Raw genomic sequence first — 12,123 nt, forward strand, 5'->3', positions numbered from 1 at the left:
AACGTAACCATGGGTAAATATGAACAATTTACTTGCGAGCCATCTCCCATTTTGTGACTTCGGGCTTATGATAGGCACCAGTGTCACTCAATCTTACGGAGAACGGTATGTCTGAGAAGCGTGTGGTTATGGTTGTCGATATGCAAAACGGGGTGTTTGAAACCCCTCGTCATCAGCGCGAAAAGTGTGTCTCTCTGATCAACCAGCTTACGCAGGCAGCCGATACGGTGATTTTTATACAGCATACCGAGGCCGGGGGGCTGGAAGAGGGGAGTGCAGGGTTTGCGTTACTGCCTGAACTCCATCAGCCTGCCGACGCGCTTTACGTGACCAAAACGGCCTGCGATGCCTTCTACAACACCGGGCTTGAGGCGCTGCTGCGGGAGCTGGGCATTCGCGAGTTTGTCATCTGCGGCTGCGCCACCGATTACTGCGTCGATGCGACGATCAAGAACGGCGTTAGCCGGGGTTATCACATCACCGTTGCCGAAGATGCCCATACCACCGCCAACCGTCCGGCTGCTGACGCACAGATCCTGATTAACCATCACAACGACGTCTGGCGTAACTTCATTGCGCCAGCGAATCCTCTCGCGGTGAAACGCACCGAAACAATTCTCGAAAACTGGAAAGCGAACTAATAATCAACCCGTGGGTCTGACCTTTTTGCCCGGGCCGGGAGTCTGGCGCGGGCAGGTTTTCGTGTGGTGACGTGTTGTACACAGCAACAGCCATAACAACAAGAAGGAAGCATTATGTTTAAGTCTTTTTTCCCAAAGCCGGGGCCTTTTTTCCTGTCGGCATTTATTTGGGCACTGATCGCTGTCATTTTCTGGCAGGCGGGCGGCGGCGCATGGCTGACGCGCATCACGGGGGCGACAGGTGAGGTGCCGATTAGCGCGGCGCGCTTCTGGTCGCTCAGCTTTATCGTATTTTATGCCTACTACACGGTATGTGTGGGGCTGTTTGCACTCTTCTGGTTCAAGTATTCTCCGCATCGTTGGCAGTTTTGGTCGATTTTGGGATCTGCACTGATCATTTTCGTTACCTGGTTCATGGTGGAAGTGAGCGTTGCAATTAATGCATGGTATGCACCCTTCTACGATTTGATCCAAAAAGCACTAAGCGCCCCGAATAAGGTTCCGATTGGTGAACTCTATGCCAGTCTCGTTAGTTTTACCGGCATTGCCATGATTGCAGTAACAGTGGCAGTGCTGAACAATTTCTTCGTTAGCCATTACGTTTTCCGTTGGCGTACTGCTATGAACGAATATTACATGGCAAATTGGCAACGACTGCGGCACATCGAAGGTGCTGCACAGCGTGTACAGGAAGACACCATGCGTTTTGCCTCAACGCTGGAGGACATGGGGGTCAGCTTGCTTAATGCTGTGATGAAACTTATCGCTTTTTTACCGATTCTGATTGCACTTTCACCCCATGTGCCTGAACTTCCAATTGTTGGTCATTTACCCTATGGTTTGGTTATTGCCGCACTGGTCTGGTCTCTTATGGGAACGGGGCTTCTTGCTGTGGTGGGGATCAAATTGCCGGGGTTACAATTTAAAAATCAGCGCGTGGAAGCGGCTTACCGTAAAGAACTCGTTTACGGTGAGGATGACCCATCACGAGCTGCGCCACCAACGGTAAAAGAGTTATTTCAGAACGTCCGTTTTAACTACTTTAAGCTCTACTTCCACTACATGTATTTCAACATAGCTCGTATTTTATATCTTCAGGCCGATACTGTTTTTGGAATAGTCCTGTTGTTCCCGTCAATTGTTGCAGGGACGATTACCCTGGGACTGATGACCCAAATTACTAACGTTTTCGATCAGGTCAGAAGTTCATTCCAGTACCTGATCAGCTCCTGGACCACGCTGGTGGAACTGATGTCCATCTACAAACGTCTGCGCAGCTTTGAACGCGAGCTGGACGATCGTGACCTGCAGGAAGTCACCAACACATTTAGCTAATACAGGACGTTGCTATGCCTTTTGCCGTACCGCGCGCGTTACCGTTGACCATACTGGCCGCTTTTGTGCTGGCAGGCTGTGCCGAAAAGGGGGCCGCTCCGCTCAAAAAGGGCGAGAAGCCCGTTGATGTGGCGAGCGTTGTGCGGCAGAAAATGCCCGCCAGCGTGAAAGATCGCAATGCGTGGGCAGACGCGCTGGCAAAAACCTTTGAGAGCCAAAAGATTGCGCCGACCGAGGAAAACATCTGTTCGGTGCTGGCGGTGGCACAGCAGGAGTCGATGTACCAGTCAGACCCGGCTGTGCCGGGGCTGAATAAAATCGCCTGGAAAGAGATCGACCGCCGCGCGGAGTCCATGCATATCCCGGTGTTCCTCGTGCATACCGCGCTTAAAATCACCTCGCCGAACGGCAAAAGCTACAGCGAACGGCTGGATACGGTGAAAACCGAAAAACAGCTTAGCGCTATTTTCGATGATTTCATCAACATGGTGCCGATGGGGCAGAAGCTGTTTGGCTCACTGAACCCGGTCCACACCGGTGGCCCAATGCAGGTAAGCATCGCGTTCGCGGAGAAACACACCGACGGCTATCCGTGGAAAATCGACGGTACGGTGCGCCAGGAGGTCTTCTCCCTGCGCGGCGGACTGTGGTTCGGCACGTATCACCTGCTGAACTACCCGGCGAACTACGATGAGCCGCTGTACCGCTTTGCCGACTTTAACGCGGGCTGGTATGCCAGCCGTAATGCGGCATTCCAGAGTGCGGTCAGCCGCGCAAGCGGCGTTAAGCTGGCGCTGGACGGCGATCTTATCGCCTACGGCAGCAGCGAGGCGGGAAGCACCGAGCGGGCGATCCGGAAATTATCGACAACGCTTGATATGAGCAACAGCGACATTCGCCGTCAGCTTGAGAAAGGCGACAGCCTGGCCTTTGAGAAAACGGATCTCTACAAGAAGGTGTTTGCGCTTGCCGATAAGAAAAGCGGGAAAACGTTACCGAGGGCTATCCTGCCGGGGATCCAGCTGGAAAGCCCGAAGATCACGCGTAACCTGACCACCGCGTGGTTCGCGAAACGCGTGGACGATCGCCGGGCTCGCTGTATGGGGCTTTAATGGCGACGGCGAAAGCGCAGGACGAGCGCGACAACGCCTAAAATCATGCACCCCGCGAGGAAGGGGATCAGGCCGAACAGGGTGCTGACGCCAAAGCCAATCTCAACTCGCGGGCGTCCGTTATCCTGCACCTGCATCAGGTGTTCATAAACGCCAGGCGCATGGACCAGCATATTGAGCAGCTGCGAGCCAGCCCAGAAGCAGAACAGAACAAACAGGGCATACGCGATATTACCCGCCGTGGAGGTTTTTGGTTTTCCGCCAAAAATCGGTTTCGACAATGTAAAGTCAGCCATGATGACCTCCGGATAAATCGCTCTGTTAATACGCTTCGTACAGGGTGAGTTTGACAGGTCATCGCATTTGTCAATATCAGAATCGTGGTAATTTACGCGCCGGAATCCTCCTGGATTGTTGATTTCTGCAGCACGTCACAATTTATTAACTTAAGTGAAATTGCGTCGCGTTTCAGAATTTCCGTATCTGCCACAGACCTGGCCGTAAAACTGTGAGAGGATGTCTTTTTTTCCTGCCGGAGTTGTTATGAAGCTCACGTCCAAACTACGCCGTGACTGGCACTACTACGCCTTCGCTATCGGGCTGATCTTTATTCTTAACGGTGTCGTGGGCCTGTTGGGGTTTGAGGCAAAAGGCTGGCAAACCTATGCCGTTGGGCTGGTGACCTGGGTCATCAGTTTCTGGCTGGCGGGGTTGATTATCCGCCGCCGTCCTGAAGAGACGACAGCGGATGAGGCAGCGTCGGCGAAGCGCGCCGATTAACCGTTTACGGAACTTTTAAGCGCGCTGTCGGCAGCATGACGCTCCAGCGCCAGTTCGATCAGGCGGGTGATCAGTTCCGGGTAGCTCAGGCCGCTCGCCTGCCACAGCTTCGGATACATGCTGATGTTAGTGAACCCCGGCAGCGTGTTGATTTCATTGATCACCACCTCGTTTTCCGCCGTCAGGAACACATCCACGCGCGCCATGCCGCAGCAGCCTAGCGTCTGATAAGCGCGAATGGCGATCGCCCGGATCTTATCATTAACCGCCGGATCGAGATCCGCAGGCACGACAACCTGCGCGCCTTTATCATCAATGTATTTGGTGTCGTACGAGTAGAAGTCGCTGTTTAAGACCACTTCGCCGCAGGTGCTCGCCTGTGGAAAATCGTTGCCCAGCACGGCGCATTCAATTTCACGGCCTTTGATACCCTGCTCAACCACCACTTTATGGTCGAACTCAAACGCCAGGCGGACGGCCTGTGTGAACTCAGCTTCGCTTGTCACTTTGCTGACGCCCACGGAGGAGCCCTGGTTCGCCGGCTTCACAAACAGCGGCAGACCCAATTCAGCGCTAATCTGCGCGAAGCTGTGCTTGTCGCGGTTGGCGCGGGTGAGCGTGACGAACGGCGCGATATTCAGCCCGGCGTCGCGCAGCAGGCGTTTGGTGACGTCTTTGTCCATGCACGCGGCGGAGCCGAGTACGTCCGAGCCGACGAACGGCAGGTTGGCCATGCGCAGCATCCCCTGCAGGGAACCATCTTCCCCCAGGGTACCGTGAACGATAGGGAAGACGACGTCGATCTGGGCGAGTGCCTGAGCATTGCCGGCATCGATAAGCTGCCCCTTCGCGACGCCGGGTACGGTGGCGACGCTAATTTCTGAAGGATTCAGGGCGATATGGGCCGGATCGTGAGCATTCAGCAGATACTGGCTGGCATCGTTAACGTGCCACTGGCCCTGCTTATCAATGCCCAGCAGCACCACGTCGAAACGGCTTTTATCGATCGCATCAACGATATTTTTAGCCGATTGCAATGACACTTCGTGTTCCGCTGATTTTCCCCCAAAGACAATACCTACGCGCTGCTTAGCCATCTCACTCTCTTCCAGTCTGACGAAAAGCCAATAACATACCACGATGCCCGGCGGGTTTCGCGACCTTCTGCCATAATGTTTGGGGGAATGTTCAGGGGGGCGAGTGAAAGGAAAAACGCTGCTGACCGTTTTGATTCTTATCGCCGTCGCAACGGTGGGTTACCGCTGGTTGCCGCCTTACTACAACCCTTTCATACCGCTGACGCTTGACGATCCGCCAGGCCGAATCACCCAGTATAAGCTTCGGCGCTTAACGCCCGAGGCCTGCGCAAGCCTGCTTGCGCAGGCTAATCAACGCGATCTCATCCGCACCCAGCCGGTGGCTGACAGCGGCGGCGCGTGTCCGCTTAATAACGTTGTACGCGTGCGTGACTTCGGTCCGGTCGGCCTGAACAGCAGTTTTCTCGCCAGCTGTCCGCTGGCGCTCAGCTCAGCCCTCTTTATCAGCCAGCAGGCCCGGCCGCTGACAAAACGCTATACGGGCAGCGACCTGGCGCGTATCGATCATCTCGGCAGCTTTGCCTGCCGCAATATTTACCACCGCCCTGACGCGCGCCGCAGCGAGCATGCCACGGCGGAGGCGCTGGATGTCGCCGCTTTTCGTCTGGCGAACGGCGACCGCGTCACGGTGCTGAACGGCTGGAAGGCGGCCACGACGCAGCCCTGGCTGAAGGCGATGCTGGCGGCAAGCTGCGGGTACTACGGGAACGGTCTGGGGCCAGAGTACAACGCGGCGCATGCCAACCATTTTCATCTCGGAATGCGCGGTTTTGGCCTGTGCCGGTGAAGCATAATATTCCGCCAGAAAATGGATGAATTGTGACTTATTTCACAAATATGATGACTGGGAAGATAAAACACCAAAGTCGGTCAGGCCGCATCTCTGGTGCGACGTTAACACGCGTAACTTGCTAATCTGACGGCGAATTCGCCTAAAAATGAAGACTATTCTGTATGGAATCCTGGAAAGTTAATCTCATCTCGGTCTGGTTCGGTTGCTTCTTCACCGGGCTGGCCATCAGCCAGATTTTGCCGTTCCTGCCGCTGTACGTCTCGCAGCTGGGGGTCACCTCGCACGAAGCGCTTTCTATGTGGTCCGGCCTGACGTTCAGCGTCACCTTTCTGGTTTCCGCGATTGTGTCACCCATGTGGGGCAGCCTGGCCGATCGAAAAGGCAGAAAACTGATGCTGCTGCGCGCCTCGCTCGGGATGGCGATAGCCATTCTGCTGCAGGCCTTCGCCACCAACGTCTGGCAGCTGTTCTTCCTGCGGGCGGTGATGGGGCTGACGTCCGGGTATATTCCAAACGCCATGGCGCTGGTCGCCTCTCAGGTGCCGCGCGAGCGGAGCGGCTGGGCGCTGAGCACGCTCTCCACGGCGCAGATCAGCGGCGTCATCGGTGGCCCGCTGCTGGGGGGCTTTCTGGCGGATCACGTCGGACTGCGCGCGGTATTTATCATCACTGCGGTTCTGCTGGTGGTCAGTTTTCTGGTCACGCTCTTTCTGATTAAAGAGGGAGGCCGCCCGGTTATCAGTAAATCTGAACGCCTGAGCGGCAAGGCCGTTTTCGCCTCGCTGCCTTATCCGGGGCTGATGATCAGCCTGTTTGTCACCACCATGGTGATCCAGCTCTGTAACGGTTCGGTGGGGCCGATACTGGCGCTGTTTATCAAGTCAATGGAGCCGGAGAGCACGAACATCGCTTTTTTAAGCGGCATGATTGCCGCCGTGCCGGGCGTATCCGCCCTGATTTCCGCGCCGCGTCTCGGAAAACTGGGTGACAGGATCGGTACGGCGCGCATCCTGATGGCGACGCTGATCTTTGCGGTGGTGCTCTTCTTTGCGATGTCGTTCGTCACCTCTCCGCTTCAGCTTGGCGTACTGCGATTTCTTCTCGGGTTTGCCGATGGCGCCATGTTGCCTGCGGTACAGACCCTGCTGGTCAAATATTCCAGCGACCAGGTGACGGGGCGTATTTTTGGATATAACCAGTCATTTATGTATCTGGGCAATGTTGCCGGTCCGCTTATTGGCGCCTCCGTTTCCGCGATGGCCGGTTTTCGTTGGGTATTTGCGGCGACGGCGATTGTCGTTTTAATCAATATTATCCAGCTGGCTATTGCGCTGCGACGCCGCAGACAAATGGCGGAGGCGAAATCGGCGAGATAACGCTTTCGCAGATGTATTATATATTCTTATGGTAGCCGCATTTTTATATAACAAAATGCGGCGTCTTTTTATAGAAAAACGTTTCGCTCACGGCGAGGTCTCTTTATTTCCGTTTCTGTATCACTTTTGCATACCATAATTAATTTCTTCTCTTTGCATTATGGATTCAGAGTGATAACGTCAGATAAAACTGAAAAGGAACTGGCACGATGAAAAACCTCATTGCTGAATTGCTGGTCAAGCTGGCACAAAAGGAAGAAGAGTCAAAAGAGCTGGTGGCCCAGGTCGAAGCGCTTGAAATTGTGGTCACCGCGCTGCTGCGACAAATGGCGAAAACCGATCAGCAGGCGTTGATTGAGAGCGTGGAAGGCGCGCTGGAGAGCGTCAGGCCTGAATCGCAGGTACCGGTTGAAGATGCTGAGATGCTCCACCTGTACGTAAAGAAGCTGTTAAGGCATCCGCGCAGCTAAACCGTCACAGGACGTAACGACGTGTCATAGAATTGTCATGCAGGATGCCTATAGTCGCTCTGTTTTTATTTTTATGTATTTTTACATGGAGAAAATAAATTGAAACAGAGCGCACTTTTCATCGCATTACTTCCTCTGTTAATTACCCCTGCCATTTATGCTGACATGACGCAAACCAGCGTCCTGGATAATCGTGCGGCAAAAGGGGATATCACCCAGCCCGGCGGCGCGCGCCGATTGTCGGAAGATCAAACCGCCGCCATTCGCGCTTCGCTTAATGAAAAACCGGCGAAAAATATTATTCTGCTGATTGGCGATGGAATGGGTGATTCCGAAATCACGGCGGCGCGAAATTATGCCGAGGGGGCGGGCGGCTTTTTTAAAGGTATCGACGCATTACCGCTGACCGGACAATATACCCACTACGCGCTGGATAAAAAAACCGGTAAACCGGATTACGTAACGGACTCTGCGGCCTCGGCCACGGCGTGGTCCACCGGCGTGAAAACCTATAATGGCGCGCTGGGCGTGGATATTCACGAAAAAGATCGTCAAACCCTTCTGGAGATGGCAAAAGTGGCGGGCCTGGCGACCGGTAACGTCTCCACCGCTGAACTTCAGGATGCGACGCCTGCGGCGCTGGTGGCACACGTGACCTCGCGTAAATGCTACGGCCCGTCAGTGACCAGCGAAAAATGCCCAACGAACGCGCTGGAAAAAGGTGGCAAAGGCTCGATTACGGAACAGCTGCTGAATGCGCGTCCTGACGTGACGCTGGGCGGCGGCGCGAAAACCTTCGCGGAAACCGCGACGGCGGGCGAGTGGCAGGGCAAAACGCTGCGCGAGCAGGCGCAGGCGCGCGGCTATCAGCTGGTGAGTGACGCAAATTCGCTGGCGGCGATAACCGAGGCGAACCAGGACAAGCCGCTGCTGGGGCTGTTCTCTGACGGCAACATGCCCGTGCGCTGGGAAGGTCCAAAAGCCTCATATCACGGCAATATCGATAAGCCAGCAGTGACCTGTACGCCTAACCCTAAACGCACGGACAGCCTACCGACGCTGGCGGCGATGACCGATAAAGCGATCGATCTGCTGAGCAAGAGCGAAAAAGGGTTCTTCCTGCAGGTTGAGGGGGCGTCGATCGATAAGCAGGATCATGCGGCAAATCCGTGCGGTCAGATTGGCGAAACCGTCGATCTGGACGAAGCGGTGCAGAAGGCGCTCGCGTTCGCGAAAAAAGACGGTAACACCCTGGTGATCGTCACTGCGGATCACGCGCACGCCAGCCAGATCGTTCCGCCAGATACCAAAGCCCCTGGCCTGACGCAGGCGCTCAACACCAAAGATGGCGCCGTCATGGTGATGAGCTACGGCAACTCTGAAGAAGAGTCCATGGAGCACACCGGCACCCAGCTGCGCATTGCCGCCTACGGCCCGCACGCGGCCAACGTGGTAGGCCTGACGGATCAAACGGATCTGTTCTACACCATGAAGGCGGCGCTGGGTCTGAAATGATAAATTCCCGGCGGAAATCACATCTGCCGGGTGGTTTTTTTCCTGTCACGAACCAGACTTACAGGGAATGTTCACAAAAGGATGGTGCAATGAAAACAACATTACTGGTTACTCTGCTCTCCGGCCTGTTCCTGGTCGCCTCGGCGAACGCGGAAGAGAAAACATTAACGCCGCAGCAGCAGCGTATGACCACCTGTAATCAACAGGCGACGTCTCAGAGTCTGAAGGGCGATGCCCGCAAGACCTACATGAGCGACTGCCTCAAAAACGGCGCTTCAAAGCCAGCTGAAAAAAGCCTGACGCCTCAGCAGCAAAAGATGCGCGAGTGTAATGCCAAGGCAACCGAGCAGTCCCTGAAAGGGGATGACCGCAGCAAGTTCATGAGTGCCTGCCTGAAGAAAAAAGTGTAGTTCGAACGGGTGAGCGGCTCCGGCGGCTCACCCGAAATTTCATACTTTCCCCGCAGACCCCCTCTCTATAATTTGGGAAAATGTTTCAGAATATTCCCAAAAATGATGAATGATGAAACGTATTACAACACAAAGCGCATTCGGGAAGAGTGGAATTTAACCCTTTCTCAGGATGACCCTCACCGCGCCGGCATTCAGTTTGCCCGGCGGGTTCGGCTGGCGCGCGCCGTGGGGCTGGCAGCGATGTTTTTCCCGGTTGCGGGCATGCTGGTCACCCATTTTTTACCCGGAGGCTGGTGGCTTTTACTGGTGGGATGGGCGTTCGTCTGGCCCCATTTCGCCTGGCAGTTATCCTGCCGGGCCGCGTCACCTCATCAGCAGGAAGTGTTCAATCTTAAGATCGATGCCATTATTGCCGGGCTCTGGATCGGCGTGATGGGGATGAGCGCGTTACCCTCGGCAGCGCTGGTGATGATGGTCGGAATGAATATGATGGGCTCCGGGGGCTGTCGTCTGTTTATCCCGGGGATCCTGCTGACTCTGCTCTCCGCGCTGGTGACGCTGCCGATTGTTGGGCGCGTGGCCGTCTTCAACCCCGACCTCGTGGAGTGGAGCTTAACGCTTCCCGTACTGGTGCTTTATCCCATGCTGTTTGCCTGGCTCAGCCACCGCACCGCCGTCAGGCTTGCTGAGCACAAGCAGCGGCTGGAAATGATGAGCACCCGCGACGGCATGACCGGGGTCTATAATCGCCGACACTGGGAAATGCTGCTGCGAAATGAATTTGAGCATTGCCGCCGCGATCGCTGCACCGCCACGATTTTACTGATTGATATCGACCACTTTAAAAATATCAACGATACCTGGGGGCACGCCGTGGGGGATGAGGCGATCATTGCCATCACGCGCCAGCTTCAGATGTCGGTGCGGTCAGGTGATGCCATCGGCCGGTTTGGCGGAGATGAGTTTGCGGTGATTATGTCGCAAACCGCAGCGGAAAGCGCCATCGCCGTCATGTCCCGGGTGCATGAACGGCTGGAAACGCTGTCGCTACCGTGCGCGCCAAAAGAGGCGCTGCGCATCAGCGTGGGCGTTGCCCCCTGGGGGCCGCAGTTTGCACATTATCGGGAATGGCTAAAGGCGGCTGACGTGGCGCTGTACAGGGCGAAAAATGCCGGGCGCAGCCGCACCGAAGTGGCCGCCTGACGCCCGACTGAAACGATCAGGATTTACTCAGCTTCTCTGATTTTTCCATGCATTTTGCCATTGCTTCAATGACGGCCGAGCGGAAACCGCGCTCCTCCAGCACCCGCACCGCTTCGATGGTGGTACCGCCCGGGGAGCAAACCATATCTTTCAGTTCACCCGGGTGTTTGCCGGTTTCCAGCACCATTTTGGCGGAGCCCATGACGGCCTGCGCGGCGAACTTATACGCCTGGGCGCGCGGCATTCCGCCAAGCACGGCGGCATCGGCCATCGCTTCCAGGAACATGAAGACATACGCAGGCGCAGAACCACTCACGCCCACCACCGGATGGATCATCGATTCGGCAATCACTTCCGCTTCGCCGAAGCAGCGGAAAATGTTCAGCACATCGGCTACGTCTTCCGGGGTCACCAGCGCGTTAGGCGTGACGGAGGTCATGCCGGCGTTAACCAGCGAGGGGGTATTGGGCATTGCGCGAACAATTTTGCGGTCATGGCCCAGCGCGCGCGCCAGCTGGTCAAGCGTCACGCCCGCGGCAATCGACACCACCAGCGTCTCTTTATTCAGGCTGGAGGTGATGTCGCTCAGCACTTTGATCATGATGTTCGGCTTGACGGCGCCAAAGACGATATCGGCGACCTGGGCCACTTCCTGCGCGCTTTCGGCAGCGTTAATCCCGTATTGATCGCGCAGCGCGGCGACCTTGTCCGGTGACGGGGTATAGACCCAAATCTGACCCGGCAGCACCTGCCCGCTGGCGATCAGGCCGCCCAGAATGGCTTTGCCCATGTTACCGCAGCCGATAAACCCGATTTTCTTGTCCATCACGATCCTCCGTCATTATGCGTTGTTTTCTCTGATTGATAGCTTAACAACGAAATGCAGGCGACAATAGTCGGCAGAGACATTATGGGGAGACAATATGGCGATTTGGGTTGATGCGGACGCGTGTCCGAACGTGATTAAAGAGATTTTATTTCGCGCCGCCGAGCGCGTTCAGATGCCGCTGACGCTGGTGGCGAACCAGAACATTCGCGTGCCGCCTTCGCGCTTCATTCGTTCTTTGCGCGTGCCTGCCGGATTCGACGTGGCAGACAACGAAATTGTCCGCCTGTGCAGCGCGGAAGATCTGGTGATCACGGCGGACATTCCGCTGGCGGCCGACGTGCTGGAGAAAGGGGCGGCGGCGCTCAATCCGCGCGGAGAGCGATACTCGCCGTCGACCATCCGCGAGAAGCTTACGATGCGCGATTTTATGGATACCATGCGGGCCAGCGGCGTGCAGACCGGTGGGCCGGACAGCCTCTCACAGCGCGATCGCCAGCAGTTTGCTGCCGAGCTGGATAAATGGCTGCTGGAAGTGAAGCGCCGTACAGCGAAATGATAA

At 55.8% G+C, this 12,123-nt stretch carries 14 protein-coding genes; 11 read left to right on the top strand and 3 right to left on the bottom strand.

Annotation, left to right across the window (positions count from 1 at the left end; all coding sequences use genetic code 11):
- The first annotated feature begins 107 nt into the window (after positions 1 to 107).
- The 3 genes from AA74_RS0113855 to AA74_RS0113865 all read left to right on the top strand — a co-directional run bounded on the left by AA74_RS0113855 (position 108) and on the right by AA74_RS0113865 (position 3,088).
- The gene (locus tag AA74_RS0113855) at positions 108 to 641 is read left to right on the top strand and encodes an isochorismatase family protein (protein ID WP_025912608.1); all 534 of its coding nucleotides are present in this window, start codon (positions 108 to 110) and stop codon (positions 639 to 641) included.
- Between the two features lie 114 nt (positions 642 to 755).
- Entirely contained in the window at positions 756 to 1,976 is a 1,221-nt protein-coding gene (gene sbmA / locus AA74_RS0113860; protein ID WP_025912609.1) for a peptide antibiotic transporter SbmA, read from the top strand.
- Positions 1,977 to 1,990: 14 nt separating this feature from the next.
- Complete coding sequence (locus tag AA74_RS0113865; protein ID WP_023293181.1) at positions 1,991 to 3,088, top strand: DUF1615 domain-containing protein; 1,098 nt, start codon at positions 1,991 to 1,993, stop codon at positions 3,086 to 3,088.
- Here the strand turns inward: AA74_RS0113865 and AA74_RS0113870 are convergent.
- Complete coding sequence (locus AA74_RS0113870) at positions 3,085 to 3,384, bottom strand: DUF2755 family protein (RefSeq protein ID WP_021241681.1); 300 nt, start codon at positions 3,382 to 3,384, stop codon at positions 3,085 to 3,087. The two genes, AA74_RS0113865 and AA74_RS0113870, sit on opposite strands and share 4 nt — an antisense overlap.
- A 247-nt stretch (positions 3,385 to 3,631) precedes the next feature.
- On the opposite strand from AA74_RS0113870, the gene AA74_RS0113875 reads away from it, so the two are divergent.
- A complete protein-coding gene (locus AA74_RS0113875) occupies positions 3,632 to 3,868 on the top strand; it encodes a DUF2754 domain-containing protein (RefSeq protein ID WP_008503286.1) in 237 nt (78 codons plus the stop codon).
- On the opposite strand, the gene ddlA is transcribed toward AA74_RS0113875, so the two are convergent.
- Positions 3,865 to 4,965, bottom strand: a complete 1,101-nt coding sequence (gene ddlA, locus AA74_RS0113880; protein ID WP_021241680.1) for a D-alanine--D-alanine ligase — start codon at positions 4,963 to 4,965, stop codon at positions 3,865 to 3,867. The genes AA74_RS0113875 and ddlA overlap by 4 nt on opposite strands.
- A gap of 103 nt (positions 4,966 to 5,068) precedes the next feature.
- Here ddlA and AA74_RS0113885 point away from each other — a divergent pair, with 103 nt between their 5' ends.
- The 6 genes from AA74_RS0113885 to adrA all read left to right on the top strand — a co-directional run bounded on the left by AA74_RS0113885 (position 5,069) and on the right by adrA (position 10,735).
- Positions 5,069 to 5,752, top strand: a complete 684-nt coding sequence (locus tag AA74_RS0113885) for an extensin family protein (RefSeq protein WP_025912610.1) — start codon at positions 5,069 to 5,071, stop codon at positions 5,750 to 5,752.
- A 167-nt stretch (positions 5,753 to 5,919) separates the two neighbouring features.
- Entirely contained in the window at positions 5,920 to 7,134 is a 1,215-nt protein-coding gene (locus AA74_RS0113890) for a multidrug efflux MFS transporter (RefSeq protein ID WP_008503282.1), read from the top strand.
- 209 nt (positions 7,135 to 7,343) lie between these two features.
- Positions 7,344 to 7,604 carry an anti-adapter protein IraP gene (gene iraP, locus AA74_RS0113895; RefSeq protein WP_025912611.1) on the top strand — a complete coding sequence of 87 codons (261 nt, stop codon included), beginning with the start codon at positions 7,344 to 7,346 and terminating at the stop codon, positions 7,602 to 7,604.
- Between the two features lie 99 nt (positions 7,605 to 7,703).
- Positions 7,704 to 9,119: an alkaline phosphatase gene (phoA, locus tag AA74_RS0113900; protein ID WP_025912612.1), complete on the top strand. Its 1,416-nt coding sequence runs from the start codon at positions 7,704 to 7,706 to the stop codon at positions 9,117 to 9,119.
- An 89-nt stretch (positions 9,120 to 9,208) separates the two neighbouring features.
- The gene (gene psiF, locus AA74_RS0113905) at positions 9,209 to 9,529 is read left to right on the top strand and encodes a phosphate starvation-inducible protein PsiF (RefSeq protein WP_008503278.1); all 321 of its coding nucleotides are present in this window, start codon (positions 9,209 to 9,211) and stop codon (positions 9,527 to 9,529) included.
- Between the two features lie 102 nt (positions 9,530 to 9,631).
- Positions 9,632 to 10,735, top strand: a complete 1,104-nt coding sequence (gene adrA, locus AA74_RS0113910; protein ID WP_025912613.1) for a diguanylate cyclase AdrA — start codon at positions 9,632 to 9,634, stop codon at positions 10,733 to 10,735.
- 16 nt (positions 10,736 to 10,751) lie between these two features.
- Here the strand turns inward: adrA and proC are convergent, their stop codons facing one another.
- Positions 10,752 to 11,561, bottom strand: coding sequence for a pyrroline-5-carboxylate reductase (proC, locus tag AA74_RS0113915; protein ID WP_021241675.1), 810 nt, complete (start codon positions 11,559 to 11,561; stop codon positions 10,752 to 10,754).
- 97 nt (positions 11,562 to 11,658) lie between these two features.
- Here proC and AA74_RS0113920 point away from each other — a divergent pair, with 97 nt between their 5' ends.
- Positions 11,659 to 12,120 carry a YaiI/YqxD family protein gene (locus AA74_RS0113920; protein ID WP_021241674.1) on the top strand — a complete coding sequence of 154 codons (462 nt, stop codon included), beginning with the start codon at positions 11,659 to 11,661 and terminating at the stop codon, positions 12,118 to 12,120.
- Positions 12,121 to 12,123: the final 3 nt, after the last annotated feature.

It is taken from the genome of Enterobacter sp. 5-4 (assembly GCF_000612205.1).
Lineage (GTDB): Bacteria > Pseudomonadota > Gammaproteobacteria > Enterobacterales > Enterobacteriaceae > Enterobacter > Enterobacter roggenkampii.